The sequence below is a fragment of the Acidovorax sp. NPDC077693 genome (genome assembly GCF_044542805.1).
Classification (GTDB): Bacteria; Pseudomonadota; Gammaproteobacteria; order Burkholderiales; family Burkholderiaceae_C; genus Acidovorax.
This window is the reverse complement of record NZ_JBITVD010000017.1, coordinates 15,231-36,953: the sequence shown is the minus strand read 5'-3', so window position 1 is coordinate 36,953 and position 21,723 is coordinate 15,231. Positions and strand designations below refer to the sequence as shown.

The 21,723-nt window shown below is 61.4% G+C and carries 19 protein-coding genes; 18 read left to right on the top strand and 1 reads right to left on the bottom strand.

What is annotated here, in order from left to right; genetic code table 11:
* From gspG to ACIGHN_RS21785, 16 genes are all read left to right on the top strand, one after another.
* Positions 1 to 459: a type II secretion system major pseudopilin GspG gene (gene gspG, locus ACIGHN_RS21860; protein ID WP_396506035.1), complete on the top strand. Its 459-nt coding sequence runs from the start codon at positions 1 to 3 to the stop codon at positions 457 to 459.
* Positions 460 to 479: 20 nt separating this feature from the next.
* The gene (locus ACIGHN_RS21855; protein WP_396506033.1) at positions 480 to 944 is read left to right on the top strand and encodes a GspH/FimT family pseudopilin; all 465 of its coding nucleotides are present in this window, start codon (positions 480 to 482) and stop codon (positions 942 to 944) included.
* Entirely contained in the window at positions 941 to 1,354 is a 414-nt protein-coding gene (locus tag ACIGHN_RS21850) for a type II secretion system protein (protein WP_396506031.1), read from the top strand. The genes ACIGHN_RS21855 and ACIGHN_RS21850 overlap by 4 nt, the downstream gene beginning before the upstream one ends.
* Positions 1,351 to 2,022 (top strand): prepilin-type N-terminal cleavage/methylation domain-containing protein, encoded by a 672-nt coding sequence (locus ACIGHN_RS21845; protein WP_396506029.1) that lies wholly within the window; start codon positions 1,351 to 1,353, stop codon positions 2,020 to 2,022. Before ACIGHN_RS21850 ends, ACIGHN_RS21845 begins: the two co-directional genes overlap by 4 nt.
* Positions 2,023 to 2,063: 41 nt before the next feature.
* On the top strand, positions 2,064 to 2,879 hold the full coding sequence (locus ACIGHN_RS21840; protein WP_396506027.1) for a general secretion pathway protein GspK: 816 nt from the start codon (positions 2,064 to 2,066) through the stop codon (positions 2,877 to 2,879).
* An 18-nt stretch (positions 2,880 to 2,897) separates the two neighbouring features.
* On the top strand, positions 2,898 to 4,208 hold the full coding sequence (locus ACIGHN_RS21835; protein WP_396506025.1) for a PilN domain-containing protein: 1,311 nt from the start codon (positions 2,898 to 2,900) through the stop codon (positions 4,206 to 4,208).
* Between the two features lie 7 nt (positions 4,209 to 4,215).
* Positions 4,216 to 4,776 carry a type II secretion system protein GspM gene (gspM, locus tag ACIGHN_RS21830; RefSeq protein WP_396506023.1) on the top strand — a complete coding sequence of 187 codons (561 nt, stop codon included), beginning with the start codon at positions 4,216 to 4,218 and terminating at the stop codon, positions 4,774 to 4,776.
* Positions 4,773 to 5,423, top strand: coding sequence for a hypothetical protein (locus ACIGHN_RS21825; RefSeq protein WP_396506021.1), 651 nt, complete (start codon positions 4,773 to 4,775; stop codon positions 5,421 to 5,423). The genes gspM and ACIGHN_RS21825 overlap by 4 nt, the downstream gene beginning before the upstream one ends.
* 178 nt (positions 5,424 to 5,601) lie before the next feature.
* Positions 5,602 to 8,016: a type II secretion system secretin GspD gene (gene gspD / locus ACIGHN_RS21820; protein WP_396506019.1), complete on the top strand. Its 2,415-nt coding sequence runs from the start codon at positions 5,602 to 5,604 to the stop codon at positions 8,014 to 8,016.
* A gap of 110 nt (positions 8,017 to 8,126) precedes the next feature.
* On the top strand, positions 8,127 to 8,540 hold the full coding sequence (locus ACIGHN_RS21815; RefSeq protein ID WP_396506017.1) for a hypothetical protein: 414 nt from the start codon (positions 8,127 to 8,129) through the stop codon (positions 8,538 to 8,540).
* 187 nt (positions 8,541 to 8,727) lie between these two features.
* Positions 8,728 to 10,491, top strand: a complete 1,764-nt coding sequence (locus tag ACIGHN_RS21810; protein ID WP_396506016.1) for a cell surface protein — start codon at positions 8,728 to 8,730, stop codon at positions 10,489 to 10,491.
* Between the two features lie 96 nt (positions 10,492 to 10,587).
* Positions 10,588 to 11,481 carry a peptidylprolyl isomerase gene (locus ACIGHN_RS21805; RefSeq protein WP_396506014.1) on the top strand — a complete coding sequence of 298 codons (894 nt, stop codon included), beginning with the start codon at positions 10,588 to 10,590 and terminating at the stop codon, positions 11,479 to 11,481.
* Between the two features lie 108 nt (positions 11,482 to 11,589).
* Entirely contained in the window at positions 11,590 to 12,393 is an 804-nt protein-coding gene (locus tag ACIGHN_RS21800; RefSeq protein WP_396506013.1) for an ABC transporter permease, read from the top strand.
* Between the two features lie 8 nt (positions 12,394 to 12,401).
* Positions 12,402 to 13,775 carry an ABC transporter ATP-binding protein gene (locus ACIGHN_RS21795; protein ID WP_396506011.1) on the top strand — a complete coding sequence of 458 codons (1,374 nt, stop codon included), beginning with the start codon at positions 12,402 to 12,404 and terminating at the stop codon, positions 13,773 to 13,775.
* Positions 13,776 to 13,907: 132 nt separating this feature from the next.
* Positions 13,908 to 14,777, top strand: coding sequence for a class I SAM-dependent methyltransferase (locus ACIGHN_RS21790; RefSeq protein ID WP_396506009.1), 870 nt, complete (start codon positions 13,908 to 13,910; stop codon positions 14,775 to 14,777).
* A 51-nt stretch (positions 14,778 to 14,828) separates the two neighbouring features.
* Complete coding sequence (locus tag ACIGHN_RS21785; protein ID WP_396506008.1) at positions 14,829 to 15,686, top strand: class I SAM-dependent methyltransferase; 858 nt, start codon at positions 14,829 to 14,831, stop codon at positions 15,684 to 15,686.
* A gap of 266 nt (positions 15,687 to 15,952) precedes the next feature.
* Here the strand turns inward: ACIGHN_RS21785 and ACIGHN_RS21780 are convergent, their stop codons facing one another.
* A complete protein-coding gene (locus ACIGHN_RS21780) occupies positions 15,953 to 19,747 on the bottom strand; it encodes a methyltransferase domain-containing protein (protein WP_396506158.1) in 3,795 nt (1,264 codons plus the stop codon).
* A 119-nt stretch (positions 19,748 to 19,866) separates the two neighbouring features.
* On the opposite strand from ACIGHN_RS21780, the gene ACIGHN_RS21775 reads away from it, so the two are divergent.
* The gene (locus ACIGHN_RS21775) at positions 19,867 to 20,613 is read left to right on the top strand and encodes a glycosyl transferase (RefSeq protein ID WP_396506006.1); all 747 of its coding nucleotides are present in this window, start codon (positions 19,867 to 19,869) and stop codon (positions 20,611 to 20,613) included.
* On the top strand, positions 20,610 to 21,713 hold the full coding sequence (locus ACIGHN_RS21770) for a glycosyltransferase (RefSeq protein ID WP_056413904.1): 1,104 nt from the start codon (positions 20,610 to 20,612) through the stop codon (positions 21,711 to 21,713). The genes ACIGHN_RS21775 and ACIGHN_RS21770 overlap by 4 nt, the downstream gene beginning before the upstream one ends.
* The last annotated feature ends 10 nt before the right edge of the window (positions 21,714 to 21,723 follow it).

The window sequence follows — 21,723 nt, the reverse complement described above, 5'->3', positions numbered from 1 at the left end:
ATGACGAGTACTCATACATCCCAGGTCGCGCGCGTGGCGCGGGCCCATGGTCGCCTCCAGCGTGGTTTCACCCTGATCGAATTGCTGGTGGTTCTGGCCATCCTCACGCTTCTCGCTGGTTTGGTGGGCCCAAGGGTTCTGAATCAGTTGGGTGGAGCGAAGTCCAAGACGGCGGGTGTGCAAATTTCAGACCTGGACAAGTCCCTGGAACTGTTCAAGTTGGATGTGGGGCGTTACCCCACCACCGAGGAGGGGCTGGAAGCGCTGGTAAAGCGTCCAGGCAATGCCGCCAGCTGGTCTGGCCCTTACGTTAAGGGCAATGTTCCTTCGGATCCATGGGGACGCCCGTACCGCTACAGCAACTCCGGTTCTAACGGGGGCATAGAAATACTCTCGCTGGGTGCTGACGGTGCTCCCGGGGGCGAGGGTGAGAACGCAGACGTTCGCAACACCCCCTGACCTGTTCCTGGATCACTGAAGTGCGCTTGCAGCCGAGGCGCCACGGAGGTTTCACTTTGGTGGAGCTTCTCGTGGCATTTGCCATCATGGGGCTTTTGATTGGCATTACGCCGATTGCCTACCAGAAGATGCGCGAGACTGCCCAATATCGGGATGTTTTGCGCACCATGCTCTCGGAGTTGCGTGAAGCGCGCCAACAGGCTGTCGCGCGGCGCACCGAGACCCGGTTCAGCGTTGATCTGCAGCAACGCAGCTTCGGGGTTCAGGGCAACACCATGCATGCACTTCCAGAATCGCTCACGGTGCGCGCAACAGTCGCTGGTGCCGAGCTGACAGCCGAGGGCGTAGCGGCCATTCGTTTCCTGCCGGATGGCGGCGCCACGGGCGGAAGCATCGACGTGCTGCGTGCATCCAGCAATGCAGGCGTCAGGCTGCGTGTGGACTGGCTTTCAGGTCGCGTCAGCCAAGAGCCTGTGGGGCCATGAAGGGGCAACCGCGTATGTCCGGGCAGCGTGGCTTTTCACTGCTTGAATTGCTGGTGGCCTTTGTCATCATGGCGATTTCCTTGACCATGCTTTTTAGGGCCAGTGGCGGAAGTGCGCGTGCAGCGGGGGTGGCAGAGCGCCAGCAGGGTGCAGTTCTTTTGGCCGAGTCTTTGCTGTCCATGCGAGACAGCGTTTCGCCAGACGGGTGGCAGGACGGCGGAAGCTCGGGTGGCTATGTGTGGCAAGTCCGCAGTGCGCCCTATGCCACATCTGTGCAAGGCCCTGCCGTGCCGAAGCTTCAAGAGGTGGAATTTTTGGTGAGCTGGCAAGACGGAGCCACTGCGCGAACCATCGCGATGACCACACTGCTGCCCGAGCGCAAAATCGAAGGTCTGGGGGCTCCCCGGTGAAGATCGCGTCTCGGCATCCGTCACGCGGCTTCACCCTTGTGGAAGTGCTTGTGGTGATGACACTGCTGTCTCTCATCGTTCTGGCCATGGGCTCCGCGCTGCGCACCACGGCGCAGACCGGTGAAAAAATAGACGCCCGTTTGCTGCAGACTGACGAGCTCCGTATTGCTTCTGGATTTCTCCGGTCCGCCATGGGCCGCACTTTCTTGCAGAGGCTGAACGAACCTTCGGTGGCAGGGCAGGCCCCTTACTTCTTCGAGGGCACTCCCACCACGGTCACCTGGATCGGCATCATGCCGGCACGGCATGGGATTGGTGGGCGTTACTATTTCCGACTGGCGCTGGGGCAAGCGGATGGGCAGACTGGCTTGGTTCTCAGTTTCGTGCCCTGGGCGGGCGAGGTGCCTGTGCCGGACTGGTCTCAAGCGCAAAGTCGTCTGCTGCTGCCCGGTGCCAATACCCTTGCTTTCCGTTACGCGAATACGAACCTGGAGCCCGTGCAGTGGGTGGCTGGCTGGAGCCATCCCGAATTGCTGCCGGACCGGGTGGCCATTGCGGTCGCCTCGCCAGCGGGTGAATGGCCCATGATGGTGATTCCCATGCGCTCCACGCCCCGGGGTGCTCGAGGGTCGGGTGGTGATGCGGTTTTTGGCGGTGGAAGCTCATGATGCGCACGCCGTCTCTGCAACTTAATCGAAGAGCCAAGGGCATGGCCATGATTGCGGTGCTGTGGGTCGTCGCCGCGCTGTCCATTTTGGTAACAGGCATGAGCAGAGCCACCCGTGGCGAAATCCGCGCAGTGTCTGCGCAGAGTCAGGCCGTGCAGTCGCAAGCCATAGGTGATGCGGCCATCACACTGGCTTTGCAAGAACTCACGTCCAACCCCACCCGACCATCCAGAGGGGTCACCGGAACGATGAGCTACCGGGGCTTGCCCGTTCCGGTTCAACTGGCTCCGCTCAACGGCTGGATAGACTTGAATGGAGCCTCTCTGGCGCTGTTGGCGCGCCTGTATCAGTTTGCGGGAGGGCTGGGGCCTGACGCGGCGCAGCAATTGGCGCAATCGACAATAGAAGCGCGGGAGAAAAAGGATTGGCGAGGTCAGGCCGAGCGATTTGAAGCCCCAGAGGACCTGCTGCGCATCCCAGGAGTGGGCTACGACCTCTATGCTAGACTTTCGCCGCTCGTGACCGTCTACGGATCAACGGGAGGTGGCGCTCGGGTCAACCCTTTGGCAGCTCCGCTGGGCGTTCTGATGGTGCTTGCCAATGGAGATGAAGCGGTGGCTCGCCGCATTGTCCAGCAGCGCGAAGCCGGAGCTGAAGGGATAGACACTACGTCCCTGGACGCATCGTTGGTTTCGGTTTCCTCTGTTCGCCGATATCGTGTGGAAGCTGCGGTGCCTCTTTCGGACGGGGGGGTCGTCCGTGTCGCCCGTATCGTAGATGTGGGGGCCAGCGCCCGGGACGGGCTCGCCTGGCGAACGCTCCATGCAGAACGCAGTATTGAACCCATGTCGCGCTGAGTGACCCAGATACCCAACATGCCCACCATTTCTTCTGATGCCCGCTTTTTAGGCGTGGACCTCCATGCCGTGTGGCGCGCCGCGGTCAAGGGCTGGCAAGCGCTGCAAAAACGGCCGCCGCTCGCATGGATCAATCCATCCATTCCGGTTCGTCTGATTCAAGTGGATGGACAGAAGACCCTGTGGCTCCATGGCAAGCTGCAGTCTGGCCGTGGATCCATGAATGTCTCTGTGGCTCGGTGCGTGGCACTGGAACTGCCGGAAACACTGGTTCTGCGCAGGACGCTGAACCTGCCGCCGATGTCAGAGAGCGATATCGCCAGCGCTGTAGCGCTCGACGTAAAAACATCGAGTCCGTTCGGCGCGCAGGACGTCATCTGGGGCTACTCGGTTGTGCGTGGCGGTCCGGGGGCGGTGAACCTTGATATCGCCTTGGCATCCCGCAAGCAAGTCGAGCAATACTTGGCTTCGCAGAAGGAGCAGCTCACAGGTGAACCTATCCCCGAGGTCTGGGTGAGGTCCGTTCACGGCCCCGCCATCGTGATGGCGGGGTACGGGGAAACCTTGCGTGCACGCATAGAGAACCGCTGGCGAGCCGTTGGCTACGGCTTGTTGCTTCTTGCGCTGTTCTGGTTGCTCGCAATGGCTGTCACGCCCACGGCGCAACTGCGGCTGCGGGCCATTGAGGCGGTCAACGCCTACGGTGAAGTGTTCGAACGTGCCCGTCCTGTAGTGGCGCAGCGGGAGGAGCTTCTTCAAGCCGTGGAGCAGTTGAACATCCTGTCGGACATCATGGGACGCCGCATCGATCCGCTGCGGCTCATGCACCGGTTGACGATCGCGCTGCCCGACGACACGGCTTTGCAAAGCGTGAAGCTCCAGGCAGACAAAGTGACCATCGTGGGTTTGACCGGCAATGCGTCCGCACTCATGCAGATACTGAGTGACCAGCCAGGGGTGCGTGACGTTCGTGCTCCTTCGGCAGCTACGCGCATGGCCGGAGCCTTGAAGGAAAACTTCATGATCGAGTTTGTGCTGGATCCCCAGCTCTTTGGGGTTCTGACGGTGGCGCCTCCGCAGCCCGCAGCGTCTGCCGTTCCAGTGGCTGCAGCGCCGGCAGTGCCCGCCAGTGCTGCGTCGTCTGTGCCTTCGCTTCCTGCAGCGTCTGCGCCAGCGGGTAGTGGGTCGGTGATACCAGCCGCCAAGCCAGCGGATACCCCGAAAACCAATCCATCTCCCGCGGCGGCCACTTTCGGGGGGGCAACATTTGGTGGCACTCGGCCTCCCCCGTCCCAAGGTGGCGAGCCTTCACCTGCCAAGAAGCCCTGATATTCTTATGAAGAGCCAAAAATCCGCCGAGATGCTGGCATTGGCCTGTGTGGCGCTGCTTGTTTTGACCATCTTGGGCGCCGCCGGGACTTATATTTTCCGCAAGCACCAATGGGCGCAAGACCGTCTCAATGAACTTGAGCCCAGGTACTCCCGCTTGCTGGGGCTGGACGCTCAGCGTCAGGAGATTGAGGCAGCGTTGACCACGGCCCGCACAGCGCGGGCGAAGTACGTGTATCCGGCCTCCCAAGAGGCCACGCAGGCTGGCAATGCCGCGCAGCAGCAGATTCGTGATGTGCTTACCAGCGCTGGCCTTCAGATCAGCAGCAGTCAGGTGCTGCCGCCGAAGACGGGCAAGGGCTACGACCGCATACCTATCACCGTGCGTGCAGAAGGCGAGTGGCTTTCCGTGCAAAGTGCACTATCCGTGCTGGCAAGCCAGGCTCCCATCGTGGTGATCGACGAGTTTGAAGTGCAGATCATTGGCGGACTGGGAAACACCATTCCCAAGTTCCATCCGAAGCTGGCGGTCTACTTTGCGTTCAGTGCGCTGAAAGAGCACCCATGAAGCGAACGGTACTGCTGACTTTGGTGTTGATCAATGTTGCCTTGGTGATGGTGCTCGCCGGGCTCTGGGTCACGCCCAAAGGCCAACTCCGCAACGTGCATTGGGAGGCGCCTCGTGCCCAAAAGGCAGACTATGTGGCGATGCTTCCGCGTCTGTCCGATGCTGCACCGGTAGACACGGGGCTGTTCGTGGCGATTCTGGAGCGGCCGCTGTTTTCTGTGACCCGGCGGCCTCCTCCTCCGCCACCACCGCCGGAGCCGACGACGCCGGCCTTGGTGGACAACCTGAGTTCGGCCCGCATATCCGGAATTTTCCAGGGGCCCTCTGGGGCGAGCATCATCATCAATATTGCCGGAGTTGACCGCAGGGTCCGGCTGAATGAATCCATCGAGGGCTGGGTACTGCAGTCCGTCTCAGGGATGACCGCAACGTTTGTCGGTTCCGGGCAGACGCGCATATTGACGCTGCCCCGTGCTGCTCTGACCAGCTACACAGGACAGCCCGCGGCTGTGGTGCCGCCGCCCTCATCGCCGCCGCCTGCTGCTGCTGCGCCTCTACCCGGATCCGCGGATGCCAGTACCAATGGTGGCGCTGCGGCGCCCAACCGGCCTGACCCCCGACGTGCAACTTTTGGGGGCAGCCGATAGCCATGCAGACAGCCTGCGTTCGCCGCACGCCCGCTTTAAGCGACTGTGTCTCGTCATCATCAGCCTTTGCGCTCTCATGCTTCATGGACTGTGACGCCGCCTTTTCGGCGCAGCGGTCATTGGTCTTCGTTGGCAAGAATGTGCGCAAAGACGCTACGCTCCGGACAGATATCTAGTTATGAAACGATTCCAATACGCCTTCACTGCCACCGCGCTTGCCGTATGTCAGCTATCCAACGCGCAGCAGGCACCGGTCCAGGTGCCGGCGCCGGGCGCTGTGCCGGTCATGTCTGCCAACGATGCTTCTCCCAACGGCACTGTGAGTGAGCGTGGCAGTTCCCCAACTGCGTCCGATGGCGAAGCAGCGGTCAACCAACCTCGCCTCATTCGCGGCAACGACAAGGTGCTGGGAGCACCCAAGGCAACCCCCCAGTTCGACGGTCCGGCGGTATCGCTGAACTTCGAAGAAGCTCCGGTGGCGCAGGTGGTGCGCACCGTGCTCGGCGATATTCTCAAAGTGGACTACGTTCTGCATCCGCCGCTGGCCGGTAGTGTGACGCTGGCCACCCGCAATCCTGTCACTCCAGACCAGGCGGCATTCCTGCTGGAAAGCGCCCTTCAGGCCAATGGGTTGGGGATGGTACGGGATGCACGCGGCTCCTACCATGTGGGCCGTCCGGATGCGCTGCGCGCCATTGGGGGCTCTGTGCGTCAGGTGGGCACGGGCCCGCTGTCACCGGGGCAGGGGGCCATCGTGGTGCAACTGCAGTACATCGGGGCGGCAGAAATGGCCGCCATCCTGCGCCCGATGATGCCTGCGGAATCCATGGTGCGCGTCGACAACCTGCGCAACCTCCTGGTGTTGGCGGGCACCCGCACGCAGGCCGAGGGATGGCTCGACATGATCAACACCTTCGACGTAGACCTGCTCAAGGGCATGTCGGTCGGCGTGTTTCCTCTCAAATATGCCAGTATCAAGGAAGTAGAGGCTGCGCTGGCCCTGGTCAGCGGCGGCAACCCTGGTGCAAGCCAGGGGCAGGGTGCGCCCGGGGCCGTCACTTCCGCTGGCCGCCCCGGCGTGGCATCAGCGAGCACCCCATCGGCAGGGGCCTCGGCACTGGGCGAAGCCAACCCGCTCTTTGGTGCCCTGCGCATCATGCCCATCGAGCGGCTCAACAGCATTTTGGTGGTAACGCCGCGGGCATCCTATCTGGAAGAGGCCCGCCGCTGGATCGAAAAGCTCGATCAGCCCAGCGACAATGGGGCCGAAGCCCAACTTCACATCTACAAGGTGCAAAACGGCAATGCACGCCATTTGGCATCGGTGCTGAGCGGCATCTTCGGCGGGGCTGCTAGCCCTTCCACTACCAACACCAACACCGGGATTGCCCCCGGTTTGTCGAGCGTCACTGGTAATTCATTCGGGCAAACGGTGCCCAACGCATTCGGCAACACAGGAAGTCTGGTGGGCGGCGGCACGCAGGCTAACCGGAGCGGCTTGAGCCTGGGTGGAGCAGGCTCCGCGATGGGATCGTTTGGCCGCACCAATCAAAGCGGTAGTGGCTTTGGAACCCCGCAGCAAGGCACCCAGGCCGCCGGCCAGGCGGTGGCCACCATCGGCAACATCCGCGTCATGGCGGACGAGCTGAACAACTCCATCCTGGTGTGGGGCACGAAGTCAGAGTATTCAAAGATCGAGGCCACCTTGAAGCGGCTGGACCTGCCACCCACACAGGTATTGATCGAGGCCACCATTGTCGAGGTCACCCTCACGGACGACCTGGAGTACGGCTTGCAATGGGCCTTCAATGACATGCACAGCATCAATGGCCGAAACTACAGCGGTACCGGTGTGCTCGGCAACAGCGATACGGGCACATTCAAAAACCCCGGCAGTGGCTTCTCTTACTCGCTGAGCAAGTCGGTCGGCAATGTGCGGGCCACTTTGCACGCTCTGGCGAGCAAGTCGCTGGTCAAGGTCATCTCGAGCCCGTCGTTGATGGTTCTCGACAATCACACGGCCAGTATCACCGTGGGGAACCAGCAGCCCATCACCAGCAGCATCACAACGCCGACGACGGACGTCACCAGCAGCGCCACAACCAGTTCCATCCAATACAAGGACACCGGTGTGGGGCTCTCGGTAACCCCTTCCGTAAATTCCGGCAATTTGGTGACGATGCAGATCGATCAGACGGTGACGGATGTTGGGGCGCAGATTCCTGAGGCCAACAACCAGCGCGCTTTCTTGCAGCGGCAGATCAGCAGCAAGGTGGCGGTGCGCTCGGGCGAGGCCATCGTGCTCGGCGGCCTGATCAAGGACAACGCTACCAATGGCAAATCCGGCGTTCCACTGCTTCAGGACGTGCCCCTGCTGGGCAAGCTGTTCAGCACCAACACAGTCAACGGCGGGCGCACGGAGTTGCTCGTCGTCATCACGCCGCGGGTGGTACGCACGGATATCGACATCCGTGAAGTGAGCGAAGACTTACGCGACAGGCTCAAGGGCCTGAAGGACATCGACAACCTGGGCCTGGGAACCAAGGCGACCCCGTTGCAATCAGTCCCGCAGTCCACCAACACCTCCAACTGACGTGGCGGATAGACTGCTTGGTTCGGCGGCAAGCTGCAGCACCGTGACTGGTGTGTGTTGTTTTCAGCGCACACCGGCCCACACTCACTTTCTAAGGATTTCTAGACACTATGGCTAAATCGTTCGTTTCTTATCGGCTGGGTGCCCTCGCTCTGGCGGCTTCCGTGCTGGCGGGTTGTGCATCCATGACTCCATCCTCGCCCGAAGCGGCTGTGGAACAGCGCGCGACGGCCTACTGGAAGGCGCGCCAGGCAGGTCAGTTCGACAAGATGTATGCATTGGCCACCCCGTCTTACCGCAAGGCCCGCACGCTCGATCAGTTCAGGCAAGCGCAGGGGGCTGCTGCATCGGTGGTCAGCGCTGAGGTGACGAAAGTCACATGCGAAGCAGAAAAGTGCACGGCACGCCTAAAACTGGGTGTAACACCCGCCCTGGTGGGCCTGAAGCTCAGTAATATAGAGACGCACCTGGACGAGACTTGGCTGCTCGAGGACGGCCAGTGGTGGCACCATCACGACCTTTGACGGTGCCGCCGAAGCCCTTTAGAGGGGGAGATGCGCCACTGCCAAGGAGCAGTGTTGCATTTCTTCAACAAACGGGTTTTTTACGGTAGCAACGTGATGGAACCTCTCGAATCGCTGTGCTACCATCCCTTAGCGTAATCAATCGTGGTAGTTGCGCTTACAAACTTTTTTAACTGGAGTTCTTGATATGAAGAAAAATGTTCTGGCCCTGAGCATTGCTGCCATGATTGGTGGCCTGGGCTTTGCAAACATCGCTTCTGCTGATGTGGTGCCGGGTACTGGCGGCGCTGGCGGTACGGTTGTAGGCGGTGTCTGGATTCCAGACGCGGCCACTGCAGCGACTGCTTGGAAGCTGACCACGACTGATGCCCGCGATCTGCGTGTTACTGAAGGCGGTACTGGCCACTCGCTGGTGGTTCCTTACTTCAACGCGCAAAACGGCAACATGACCGTTCTGCATGTGGTCAACACCGACACGGTGTACGGCAAGTTGGCCAAGGTGCGTTTCCGCTCCGCTGCCAACTCTGACGATATTCTTGACTTCCAAGTGTTCCTGTCGCCTGGCGACGTGTGGACCGCTGCTGTCAGCGCTGGCGCTAACGGCGTCGCCCAGCTGACCACCGGCGACGGCACCTGCACGCTGCCTGCGCTGGCCAAGGGTGTTTCCCAGTCGTTCGTGACCGACCGTCTGAGCGACAAGGCTGGTGATGTCGCTGCACAAACGCGCGAAGGCTACGTTGAAATTTTCAACATGGCTGACATCGACAGCAGCAAGTTCTACGGCACCGCTCGTACCGCCAACAGCGATCTGTTCACTGCCATCAAGCACGTGAACGGTACCGCTCCTTGCACGGGTTCTGTCCTGAACGCTACGCTGGCTAACGTCACGACCGAAGCAGCTGCTCGTCAGCTGGGTCTGGATACCCCCACGACCGGTCTGATGGGTGACTGGTACATCATCAACGTGGCTCAATCGACCACGTTCGCTGGTGCAGCTACGGCTCTGACGGCTGTGACGGCTGCTGGTGGTACCACGGCTGGCCGCGGTAACTTTGTGCACTTCCCACAAAACGCTACTGCTGCTCCTTCGCCTGAGTCCTTCACGTCGGATCCCCTGTTCCGTGTGAACTTCACGCGTAACAACGCCAACGCTGCGGTCACTACGGCTGCTCTGCGCGCTGCCAACTACGACCTGCCTGACCTGTCCACGCCTTACACCTTGGCTGCTGTCGGTACTGCTGCGGTTGATACCCGTGTTCAGGCTTACAACCTGACCAAGGCACTGGCTGTCACGTCCATCACCAACCAGTACGCCAACGATCCTACGATCACGGCCAAGACTGACTGGGTGTTCTCGATGCCTACCCGCCGTTACAGCGTTGCTGCCAACTACGCAGCTCCAACGACTGCGGACAACAACTACCGTCTGTACACCACGCTCGACACAGGTGCTGGCGCCGCGCCCTATGCAACTTGGTTTGCACCAGAAAACACCGCCCTCCAAGGCGGTCTGATCTGCGTGAACTCCACCGGTCAAGCTTTCTTCGACCGTGAAGAAATCTCGCGTACTGCTGGTGCTGTGTTCTCGCCAGGTTCCGTGTCGCAAACCCGCTTCTGCGGTGAAACCAGCGTCCTGAGCTTTGCTGACACCGGTAACTCCGTTCTGGCTGCCTCCGTGGCACGTCAAAACGTGGCTGCTGGCGCTGCTTCCGGTCCGTTCACCAACGGCTGGAGCGTGATCGGTACTGGCAACAGCTTCACCACGACTCTGGGTGGTACATACAGCGTGCCAGGTACGACTAACGTTGCTACTGCATTGGCCGCTGGTTACGCTTCGCAAACTGGTCTGCCAATCCTGGGTGCTTCGTTCATCAAGCTGACGAACCCACAAGCCACTGCTGGCACCGTGGGCACTTACGGTATCACCTGGCCACACCGCTTCACGAAGTAATTCGTGGGCACTTAATCGCAGCAATGCGATCCAAAAAGGCGGGGGGCTTCCCCCGCCTTTTTTTTTAACTGCTCGAATTGGCTGATCAAATTACTTATGAACCGCTTTCTTTGCACTCCCATTCAACGTCTCGCTGCTGCTGCCCTCTTCACCTGTGCAACACCTGGGTGGGCTGCAGGTCCAGTTTTGATCGAGGGTGCTTCGGTGGCTATCACTGCGGAAGACATGCACGCAGATTCTTTGCGCATGCCCGCTGAAATGCGTACCGTCGTTCTGCAAAAGCCTGAAACCGTGCTCCAAATCGCATCTAACTTGTACGCTCGGCGTGCGTTTGCAATGCGCGCGGAAGCAGAGGGCTTGGACAAGGACCCCAAGGTGGCGGCCGCATTGAAAATTGCGCGTGACAAGGTCTTGTCAGATGCAATGCTTGAGTATCAGGATGCAAAGAATGCGCCGACGCAGGAAGCCTTGGAAGGCTTGGCACGCAACGCCTACCGGTCCAAACCGGACCGCTTCCGCACTGAAGAAGAAGTCCGTGTCAGCCACATTTTGTTCGCAGGCACAGTGCCAGAATCGCGAAAATTGGCTGAGCAAGCGCTGGAAGAACTCAAGAAGGGTGCTGACTTTGCCGTAGTTGCCAAAGAGCGATCTGCGGACAAGGCAAGCGCGGACAAGGGGGGTGATCTTGGGTTCTTTGCCAAAGGACGGATGGTTCCAGAATTCGAAACAGCGGCAGCCTCCATGAAGAAGCCAGGTGAGTTGAGTGGACTCGTCGAGACGAAGTTCGGCTACCACATCATAAAATTCAACGAACGCAAGCCTTCTCGCATCAAGACTTTCGAAGAGTCAAAAAGTGACTTGATGAAAGAGATTCGTCTCAGTTTGACGCAAGATGCGCGCAGTGCTGAAGCGCAAAAGATGCAGCAGGGCGCGAAGGTCAACCAAGAGGCCGTGAACGCATTTGCGGCGAGCTTCAAACCCGCGCAATAGTCATCGATCGATACGCTGATGCTTTCGGTCTCTGCGTGGGCAGAGTCTTGCCACGCTACGGCCCGCCCAGTGAGGGCGGGCTTTTGCTTTTGATGATTGCTACTTGTCATGCTCACCCTACTGAATGAAGTGCAGGCGCTCTGGCGCGCACGTGCGTTGGTCTGGGTGCTCACTCGGCGAGAACTTGCCGCACGCCATACAGGCACCGCAGCGGGAGTACTATGGCCCTACCTGCAGCCATTGCTCACAGTAGCTGCCTACTATTTGGTCTTTGACGTCGTGTTCTCCATGCGCCTGGGCGAGGGCGCTCCCTCGCACAATGTCGGCACCTTCCTCGTCGTAGGCGCATTGCCGTGGATGGCATTCTGCGACGCCATCTCGCGTGGCATGAACAGTCTGATCGAAGCCGGCGGCTTGTTGCAGAAGAACCCTTTACCCCCCGTTCTCTTCACAACACGCGCAGTGTTGGCCAGTGCCCTCATTTACGGGCCGCTGCTGGTTGTGGTCGCCCTGGCTTACGCACCACTTCACAGGTTCGCATTGCCGGTATTGGCTGGCATGCCTTTGTTGCTACTGTTGCAACTGCTCATATGTCTGCTGCTGGGCTATCTGCTCGCCGTGCTGGCAGCCGCATTGCGCGACACCGTGCAGCTGGTGGGTTTTTTGCTGTCTGTGGGCATCTACCTGTCTCCCATCCTCTTTCCGCTCAGCCTGTTTCCTGAAAATTGGCGGTGGGTGCTTTGGCTCAACCCCATGACGGCGTTGGTGCAGGGCTACCAGCAGATCCTGCTGCAAGGAGTGTGGCCCCCCGCCAGCGTATGGTGGGTGACATTGGCATGGATGGTGCTTAGCGCCGCTTTGCTGAGCGTCGCGGTCAAGCGCAGCCGCGATCAACTGGTGGACTGGCTATGAACCACACCATGACCACCGCAGCACAGTCAGCGCCAGCAGCGCTCCACACCACGGTCCTACGCGTGCAGAGCGTGGCCAAGGAATACAAGCTGTACCCCACACCCCGCGCCCGCTTGCGTGCGTTGGTCACGGGCAAGGCAACGCACCGCAGCCATTGGGCACTGAACGACGTGTCGTTCGAACTGCAGCGGGGCGAGTGCATTGGGGTGATCGGTGACAACGGCGCCGGCAAGAGTACATTGCTCAAGCTGCTGGCCGGCACGCTGCAGCCGAGCCACGGCAAGATCGACCGGGTAGGCCGCGTGACCGCAATCTTGGAGTTGGGGGCCGGCTTTCACCCCGACTTCAGCGGGCGCGACAACCTCTACTTCGCCGGCAGCCTCATCGGTATTTCGCGCGAGGAGATGGAGCGGCTGGAGCCGGAGATCATTGCATTTTGCGAGTTGGGCGAAGCCCTGGATCGGGCCGTCAAGACCTACTCGTCCGGCATGACGGTAAGGCTCGCGTTTGCCCTGGTGACCGCAGTGCAGCCCGACGTGTTGATCATCGACGAGGCCCTGGCGGTGGGTGACCAGACTTTTCAGAAGAAGTGTGTCGAGCGCATCACTGCCTTTCGCAACAACGGCTGCACCATTCTTTTTTGCTCGCACAGTCCGTATCACATCAGACACTTGTGCGATCGCGCGCTCTGGCTCAAGGGCGGGCGGGTCGAGCAATTTGGTGGCACGGAAGCTGTACTGGCAGCCTACGACGTCTACACCCGCGAAAAGGAAAAAGCGGCGGCGGATGTCACCGGCCAACTGGCGCTCGGCGGCACCGCAAACGCAGAGGCTGAATCACTCGCAAGAGGACAACCAGAGAACGCCGAAGGCGCCAGCGCGGCGACCTCTGAAGAAGGGGCAACCGGAGCGGTGGGTGACAACACTGCACACCTGCACGCGGGACAGTCACCGCGACGTGAACCTGACGGGGGCAGCGCATGCATTCTCTCGGTCGATGTTGCCAACCTTGGGGAGCCAGAGCGGAACCAGCCGGCTGTCTTGAAAGGCAATGACCTGGTCGTGACAATCAAGGCGCGGGGGCGTGGACAAGAGAGGCCCAACATCGGCTTCATGATCGAGCAGTCCAAAGGGGTGGGCATCACATCGCTGGCGACCCATGAGGATGGTGCTGCGCCGGTGCAGTTGGAGGACGGCACATGGCAGTCCGTTCTGACTTTCCCGGACCTGCCTTTGCACAGTGGCGACTATGTCATCAGCGCCTTTCTTTTTGACGAGACGGGTTTGGCGGTCTACGACGAATGGTTCCAGTTCCTGCACTTTCGCTTTATTTTCCCCAAGCCTTTGCCGGGCTTGGTGCGGCTCCCGCACCATTGGAGCTGAAGTGATGGCGTTTTGCATCGATCGATCCGGTCAGTGATGTTCGCCCGGAGCGCGGGATTCACACCGATACGTTGCAAACCCCGAATCCATGAATAATCGGCAGCGACTATGACAACCAAGGCAATCCAACAAATGACGCCAGGAGAACAACTCCTTGATGAAGGCCGGCAGCTGCTGGCTCAGGGCGACCGGGTCGGCGCTGCGCAGGTTTTGGCGCGTGCCAGGGACGAGCGCGATACGCTCCTGGCAGCCCACAGTCTGATTGAAGCCAACGACCTCGTCGGCTCTTACAACAATGTGATGGGGCTGGACTGCACCATCTCCCCGCAAGACGATATTTTTGGCTTCTTTGCCGGCCATCACTCCAGCCGCAACCCGCTGCGCGACTATCTGGCCGACGGGTGGCGCACGCTGTCCGAGCTGATGCTGCTGCTCGAAGCGGTCGATCAACCTTTGCTCAAGACCGGACGAATCCTTGAATTTGCGAGTGGTCATGGTCGCTTCACGCGCCATCTTGTGAAGGCGGTCGGATCGCACAAGGTGGCGGTTTCAGATGTCGTGCCGAGCGCGGTGGAGTTCGCAAAAGGCACTTTCGGTGTGGATGGATTCCTTTCCGCCAGCACGCCGGAACAGGTGGAATGGCCCGCGAAGTACGACCTGGTCTTTGTGCTGTCCCTTTTCAGCCACCTGCCAAAGGCGACCTGGACTCGCTGGCTGGCCAAGTTGTACGAGGCCTTGGCACCGGGCGGACTGCTGGTTTTCAGTACGCACGGCGTCAAGGCCGCAAACTTCGATCACGTGGCGCTGGACGACGACGGCTATTTCTTCGCTGCTTCCAGCGAATCGAATGCGATCGACGAACAGGAATATGGCACCACGTTCACGTCTGAAGCGTTCGTACTGGCCCGCATTGCAGAGACCATGGGTGCCGACACGCTCGTGCACAAAAAGACAGTCCATTTCTGGAACCACCAAGATGCATATGTGCTGCGCAAGCGTTGACAAGGCCTCCGCCTTGAATCGCATGTCGCTATCGCTAGAAAGTCCTTTGGAATGAGCTGGATCCTCAAGCTACAAGAGCGCATGTGGGGCATTGCTCCATGGGATGCGGCCAAGATCAGCGATGAATGGTTTCGTGCCCACTTCGAGTACGCGGCCGATGTCGTCCATCACTGGATGGAAGGGGCACTCGACCTGAAAACTGCCCGTTTGCTGAATTTCGGCTGCGGGGATGGCATCACCGACCTGTCGTTGGTTCTGCGTCATGGTGCAACGTCCATCCATGGCATCGATATCCGCCAGGAGTACGCAAAGCTTCCGCGCATTGCCAAGGAGCAATTGGGCATGGCGCGCATACCCTCCGCGTTGACCTTCGAGACCATCCAGCCCGGCTCGGCACTGGCTGGCAAGCGTCCGCAGTTCGACGGAATCATGAGCTGGTCGACTTTTGAACATGTTCAGCGAGATCAACTTCTGCCGATCCTGAAAGACCTGCATGCATGTTTGCGGCCAGGGGGTGTTTTCTTCTTGCAGATCGAGCCGCTGTTCTACTCGCCGTTTGGGTCTCATCTTCGCCGCTATGACGATGTGCCGTGGCATCACTTGCTGGCCGATGAAGATGCGCTCTGGGACATCATTCAGAAGCATGAAGGCCCTATCGACGCGGCTGAAGTTGACTTCGGTTTTGCGGACTTTGGGGTAGACGGTTATAAAAAATTCGTCTTCAAGGAATACCAGGCACTCAACCGGTTGACGGCGGATGAACTCGTGGAGATCACTGCGCAGGCTGGATTCCATGTGGTGCGGCAAGAGCGGCGCCATGTGGATATGCCCATACCGTCGGAGCTGCAGGGCAGGTATCCCGACGAGCTATTGCTCAACAACGAGATATTTCTGCTGCTGGGCAAATGAGGCAGTTTCCTCGTCGGCAGCAGATTGCCAAATGCAGGATGTCAGCGGCGGCGCCCAATTTCTTTGCCGGGCAGCGCTGAGATACGGGTCGATCTGATCGGCACGCAAAGCAACGCAACGCCGCCGACGAGCAACACCACAGGAGCGGATGGCCTTGGCATCCGTTCATCCCCTCAGACTGCTCTTCACATCCACGCCATGGGGTCATCGGCGGGGCATGGGCAGCGCCCCGCTGAGAATACTCCCTGCGAGTATTGAAGCCAGGGCTACGCTTGCAACCAGTTTTTAACCCGGGTTTGCCAGTGCTGAGGCACACGCTTGGCGATCCCCCGCAGAAGTGGATGCGAGCGAAGACGCAGCACCCCATTCAACAGGAGCGATTTCGCAGCAGTACCCGCAGCCGCATTGGCGCGATGCTTGGCGAGGAATTCGTGCGTCAAGCTGGGCAACTGCGTGCTTTCAAGACGGGCCGGGAAACCGCTCATGTATGTATTGCCGTAGTGCACAGGCGCAGGTGACTCAGGCTGGGCTGACGGCAGTGCAGCGAACTGCAGGCTGAGAGGAGGCACGCTGGCTGGGAGATGTTGTCGGACAAAGTTTTCTTCTCGCACCTGCATGAACATTTCCAGCCACTGAGCCGGCGTCTGGTCCCAGCGCGCGACCCAACTCCAGGGGCGATCAGCCAATCTCTCTGCAAAAGCGCCGATGTCGGGGGCCACCACCGGCAAGCCAGCCTCCAGGCACGCGCTGAGCGTGTAGCTGTAGGTCTCTGGCCATTGTGCTGGGAACCATGCCACGTCAGGCTGCAGCCACGCCAGCAGGCGGGGCAGGTCCTTGTCTTCATATGCACCGTGCACCGTCAAATGCGTTTTGGGCTGGGTCTTCAGGCTGCGGTAGCCGTACCCCAAAAGGTGGAACTCGACCGGGGCATTGCGACGCGCCGCCTCTTCAGCCACTGCTTCCAGCATGTCGGCGCCCTTGATGGCACTGAGTGCGCCCAGTACCACGACCTTCAGTGTGCCGTTGGAAGCCAAGGCCTTCGGTGCCGGAGTGGGACGCGGGACTGCGTGATCAAGGTCGGTATGCGGCACCACCAGGAGATTCGCGCCGGGTGCAAGTCCGGCAATTCTTCGGGCGGTGTCGTGGCTTGGCGCGATGACGTTTCGAGCGGCTGTCAGGAAGTGGCGATTTCGGTGCCGCCAGTCATTCACGGTGCCCCCATAGGGGGCTGTTGCATCCGGAGCGCAGCACTTGCATTTGCCTGGCGCCATCTCGCCAACGTAGCGGCCATCCAGGCCGGTCAAGGAAATGTGGGTGCAATAGCTGAAGAAATCGTGCGCCGTGAAATCGTATTCAACGCCCAGCTGGTGCGGCAGGTCCAGGACTTTCTCATCATGGCCCAGCAAATGGTGGTAGTGGATATGCACCACGCCCAGGCAGGTCAAAGCCTGCAGCAGCTCGTCTGCCTCGTCTTCCAAGGAGAATTGCAGTGCAAACCCTTCATGCGCACCGGCGAACTGCAGCTTCACGGTGCCACCCGGGGCAGGGGTGAGCACGAGGAATTGCGCGCGCGTCGACAGGTGAGCTGCCAGTTCGCGCACGTGGCGAAGCGTGCCTCCTGCACGGTCGTGCAAAACCGCCAGAACGACCGGAAGCCTCGCGGCATGTATCCGCGCGACATCCAGCGCCAGCCGGTAGGGTTTCGCAGGATCTTCCTGCACAAATGCCATCACTTCGGTCTCATACCGTGGATGCAGCCGCCGCAGCGTCTCCATGGCGGCCTTTTCCCGCGGGCTCTTGCTGTCGCCGAAGCTCACGCCGCCGGTGTGCAGAACGAAGGTGTCCAGGTTGTGCAGGTTGCGCCAGCCCTTGGCGGCGGCGCGCTGGCAGAAGTCGTTCTCTTCGCCATAGCCCTTGCCGAAGTTCTCGGTGTCGAACAGCCCGACGTCGGCCAGGCTGTCGCGCCGGACGTACATGCAAAAGCCCACGCCGGTAGGCACATCCACGACCGCGCCAGGGTTGGTGGCTGCGCACAGGGCGTCCAGCCGGGCGGTGCTGTAGCCTTCCGGCAGGTCGTTGCCCTCGCAAAAGCGGGGGTAGCTGCAGATGGTCGCGTTGTTCGAAAACGGCGTGACGGAGGCGACCTTCTGGTCGCTGTACGCCGCGCGGCGGATGCGGTCGAGCCAGTCATTGGCGACTTCCGTGTCGCTGTTGAGCAGCAGCACATCGTGGCTGTCGCTGAGCGCCATGCCGCGGTTCACGGTGCCGACGAAGCCCAGGTTCTCGGGGTTCTCCAGCAGGGTGACGCGGTTGTCCTGGGCGGCCTTCTCGCGCAGCCACGCGGTGACTTCGGGCTCGGGGCTCGCATCGTTGATCACGATCAGGCGGTAGGCGCTGGTGCAAGAACTGGCCAGCACCGACTCGATGCAAAGCTGCGTGTCGGCCAACCCGCGGTAGACCGGAACGATGATGTCCACCGGATGGGCCGGTGCCGGCATGGGCTGGGCGGTGGAGGTGGCAGCGGCGCTGCTCTTGGGCGCGCGGCCCAGCAATCGGTCAATGCGCATTTTTGCGTGTACCAGGGGGCGGGTTGCGCGAAAGACGGTGGACGCCTCGATGTTCTTCAAGTGACGGGCCAGGTCGTCGTAGTCCCGCTGCACGCGCGTAGCCTCCCGTTGCCAGGTGGCACGCTGGTGGCCTGTGGCGCGGTTGCTTTCTTCCAGCAGCGCGTTGCGGCTGCGGGCCGTGGCCAGGTCTGCGCTCAGGCTGCTTTGCACCTGGTGCAGATGACCTTGCGTGTCGAGTAGATCGCCTTCCAGTTGCGCAATGCGGTCGTGCAGAGGGTGCACCGTCGCAGCCAGCGCCAGGTAGTCCGTGGACATCGGCCAGCCCAGCTCGACCTCCAGCGCCAGGCCGCCGGGCGACCGGGACCGCAGAATCTCTACCGGGACCGGCACCTCGAACCACGGGTCCTCGCCCGACATCAGCAGCAGGGTCGCTCCGCTGGCGGCAGGCAGGGGCGCCTGCCAGACGATTTCGTGGTGGGGCGTGGTGGCCAGCAGGGAGCGCTGGCTTGCCTGGGCATCCCACTTCCACAGCTCGGCGCCCTGGGCGTCCTTCAGTGCGATGCCGTACAGGTGCAGGTAGCCCGGCCGGTCTGCCGGGTCCAGCCGCAGGTGCGTGCAGGGCACGTCGGCTGCGGGGATGTCAAAGCGAACGGTCTGCCGGTCCTGGCCGATGATCCCCGACGCGGTGAGCTTGTCGGCTTCGCGGTACTGGCCGTCGCGCCCCAAGTACAGCTCGGCCGAAAAATGAGCCTTGCCTTCTGCAGGAAAGGACTCCTGCACCACCACCGCTTCTTCGGCGGACTCGACAGGACGCGCCGCCCCGACGAACTGGTAGCTCAGGGCATCCGGGCCCGACAGGATGAAACGCGCCACCGACGGCGGCAGATCGTCAAACTCCACCTTGAACTCTGACTCGGGGATCGGGCGCTCGATGACCTCCAGGGTGTCGATGGCCCAGCGCTGTTCCGTCATGAACCGCACCAGCGACCGGCGCGTGAAGAAGCGCAGGTGCGTCTCATCCAGCAAGCCTTCCTTGCGGTATTTGAATTCGCCCTTGAGCAATTCGGCGATCAGGCCGCTGTAGCTGGCGTTGGGCACGGAGATGAGCAGCCGTCCTTCTGCGGACAGCATGTTCCGGGCGGCTGCCAACACCGACTCGGGGTGCCGCAAGTGCTCCAGCACGTCCGCACACACGATGGCGTCGTAGCGTTCCCCGGCGAACAGGGTGGGCAGGTCCGCGGTTTCCAGGTCCGCCACATGCACGTGGCGATAGTGGGGGCGGGCGTGGGCCGCTTCCGCCTCGCTCCAGGTGACGCCGTCGCTGACACAGCTGCGGGTTTCCGCCAGGTACTGGCCCAATGCGCCGCTGCCACAGCCCAGGTCGAGGACCTTGGAGCCTGCGGGAATCATCTCGGCGAGGGTGGAGAGGGAAGTTCTTTCTTCGGGACGAATGCTACGTAGATAGACGTGCAAGTCCTCAATTGTTTGCGTCATCCCGGAATTATGACGGGGCTTGCCAGTGCGCCTCCAGGAGATTGTTACAACTATGGCAGTATCCGAACGACAATACCGGGGTGCCACTGATTGCTCCCCGCCCTTCACCCACCGTCGTTGTGTCCATCGTCAGCCATGCCCATGGCGTGCAGATTCAGGCATTGCTGGTGGCCCTGGCCCGCCTGAATTCCCCGGTGGTATCGAGGGTTGTGCTCACACTCAATCTTCCTGAGGCTGAGCCGCAGCGGCCGGCAGGTGGGTTCCCTTTTGCGCTCGACATCGTCCGCAATGCCGTGCCCATCGGGTTCGGTGCCAACCACAACCAGGCGCTGGCATCGGCGCAGGAAGCCTTCGTGTGCGTGCTCAACCCCGATGTGGTGCTGGGCGATGATCCGTTTGTGCCCCTGGTCAATGCGCTGGCCGGGCACGCGGCAGGCTGCGCGTACCCCATCCAGGTCAACGAGAGCGGCCGTGTGCAGGATAGCGAGCGCGAACTACCGTCCCCCTGGGCGCTGTTGCGCCGGCGTTTGCTGGGCCGCACGGAGCAGCGCGTCGATTGGGTCAACGCGGCATGTCTTCTGCTGCCGACATCTGTCTGGCGTGAGCTGGCCGGCTTCGACGAGCGCTACTTCATGTACTGCGAAGACGTGGATTTTTGCCTCAGGCTGCGGCTGGCCGGGGGGGCGCTGATCAAGGCGCCGGTGGAGATCGTGCATGCGGGCCAGCGGGCCAGCGGCCGCCGGCTCGACCACCTGGCCTGGCATGTTCGCAGCCTGTTTCGGCTGTGGATGTCGCCCGTGTATCGGCAGGCGCAACAGTTGCTAACTGGGGCCCCAGGTATCAAAGGTACCATCGGCACCCCATGATTTGGTTGTCTGTAGTCGGTTTTCTGGTGGCGGCGCTGGCTGCAGGGCTCATCGTTCGATGGGGGAATGAGCACGCGCTCGTCTATGGCGAGGGCATGCCGCAGCGGTTTCATCTGGGTGACGTGCCCCGCATCGGCGGCGCTGCGCTGCTGATCGGAATGGTCGTCAGCTGGGGACTGGGCGTGTGGCAGTCGCTGGGCTGGGGCGACCCTGGCTCGCTGCGGCTGGGCAGCTGGGTCGGCGCCTGGCTGTTGACACTGCTGCCGGCTGCGCTGGGCGGCATTGCCGAAGACATGACCCAGCGGCTGTCGGTGCGCTACAGGCTGGCCCTGACCGGCGCATCCGGCGTGCTGGCCATCTTTCTGCTGGATTTGACCCTGCCCAGCGTGGGCTGGCCGTGGCTCGATGGCTGGATGGCCATGGCTCCCTGGATCGGCTGGTGCATCGTGGTGCTCGCCGTCGCAGGCCTGCCCCACGCGTTCAACATCATCGACGGCTACAACGGCCTGGCGGGCATGGTGGCGCTCATCGTGTGCCTGGCGCTGGCGCACGTCGCCTTGCAGGTGGGCGACCGCGCCCTGGCGGCGCTGCTGGTGTCCACCGCGGCCGCCACGGGCGGGTTCCTGGTGTGGAACTACCCGCGCGGCATGGTGTTCGCCGGGGACGGCGGGGCGTACGTGTGGGGCGTGGTGATCGCGCTGGCCAGCATCTCGCTGGTGCAGCGCAATACCGATGTGTCGCCCTGGTTCCCCATGCTGCTGCTGATCTATCCGGTGTGGGAGACGGTGTTTTCCATCTACCGCAAGGCGGTGCGGGGCGTGTCGCCCGGGGTGGCCGACGCACTGCACTTTCACCAACTCATTTACCGGCGCATCGTGCGCGGCGTGTTCCATGACGACGAGTCCCGCCGCATGCTCATGCGCAACAACCGCACCTCGCCCTACCTGTGGGGCTTCACCCTGCTGACCGTGGTGCCGGCCGTGCTGTTCTGGAGCAATACACCGCTGCTCATGGCGTTTTGCGGCCTGTTCGTGATCAGCTATGTGATGGCCTACATGGCCATCGTGCGCTTCAAGGTGCCGCACTGGCTGCGGCACTGAGACCGGTGCA

Excerpts from the sequence above, each read along its gene's own strand:
- ACIGHN_RS21840 (WP_396506027.1), top strand. The coding sequence starts at position 2,064 with ATGGCCATGATTGCGGTGCTGTGGGTCGTCGCCGCGCTGTCCATTTTG.
- gspG (WP_396506035.1), top strand. The coding sequence starts at position 1 with ATGACGAGTACTCATACATCCCAGGTCGCGCGCGTGGCGCGGGCCCAT.
- gspM (WP_396506023.1), top strand. The coding sequence starts at position 4,216 with ATGAAGAGCCAAAAATCCGCCGAGATGCTGGCATTGGCCTGTGTGGCG.
- ACIGHN_RS21815 (WP_396506017.1), top strand. The coding sequence starts at position 8,127 with ATGGCTAAATCGTTCGTTTCTTATCGGCTGGGTGCCCTCGCTCTGGCG.
- ACIGHN_RS21850 (WP_396506031.1), top strand. The coding sequence starts at position 941 with ATGAAGGGGCAACCGCGTATGTCCGGGCAGCGTGGCTTTTCACTGCTT.
- ACIGHN_RS21795 (WP_396506011.1), top strand. The coding sequence starts at position 12,402 with ATGACCACCGCAGCACAGTCAGCGCCAGCAGCGCTCCACACCACGGTC.
- ACIGHN_RS21770 (WP_056413904.1), top strand. The coding sequence starts at position 20,610 with ATGATTTGGTTGTCTGTAGTCGGTTTTCTGGTGGCGGCGCTGGCTGCA.
- ACIGHN_RS21825 (WP_396506021.1), top strand. The coding sequence starts at position 4,773 with ATGAAGCGAACGGTACTGCTGACTTTGGTGTTGATCAATGTTGCCTTG.
- ACIGHN_RS21780 (WP_396506158.1), bottom strand. The coding sequence starts at position 19,747 with ATGACGCAAACAATTGAGGACTTGCACGTCTATCTACGTAGCATTCGT.
- ACIGHN_RS21785 (WP_396506008.1), top strand. The coding sequence starts at position 14,829 with ATGAGCTGGATCCTCAAGCTACAAGAGCGCATGTGGGGCATTGCTCCA.
- gspD (WP_396506019.1), top strand. The coding sequence starts at position 5,602 with ATGAAACGATTCCAATACGCCTTCACTGCCACCGCGCTTGCCGTATGT.
- ACIGHN_RS21805 (WP_396506014.1), top strand. The coding sequence starts at position 10,588 with ATGAACCGCTTTCTTTGCACTCCCATTCAACGTCTCGCTGCTGCTGCC.
- ACIGHN_RS21810 (WP_396506016.1), top strand. The coding sequence starts at position 8,728 with ATGAAGAAAAATGTTCTGGCCCTGAGCATTGCTGCCATGATTGGTGGC.
- ACIGHN_RS21790 (WP_396506009.1), top strand. The coding sequence starts at position 13,908 with ATGACGCCAGGAGAACAACTCCTTGATGAAGGCCGGCAGCTGCTGGCT.
- ACIGHN_RS21835 (WP_396506025.1), top strand. The coding sequence starts at position 2,898 with ATGCCCACCATTTCTTCTGATGCCCGCTTTTTAGGCGTGGACCTCCAT.
- ACIGHN_RS21800 (WP_396506013.1), top strand. The coding sequence starts at position 11,590 with ATGCTCACCCTACTGAATGAAGTGCAGGCGCTCTGGCGCGCACGTGCG.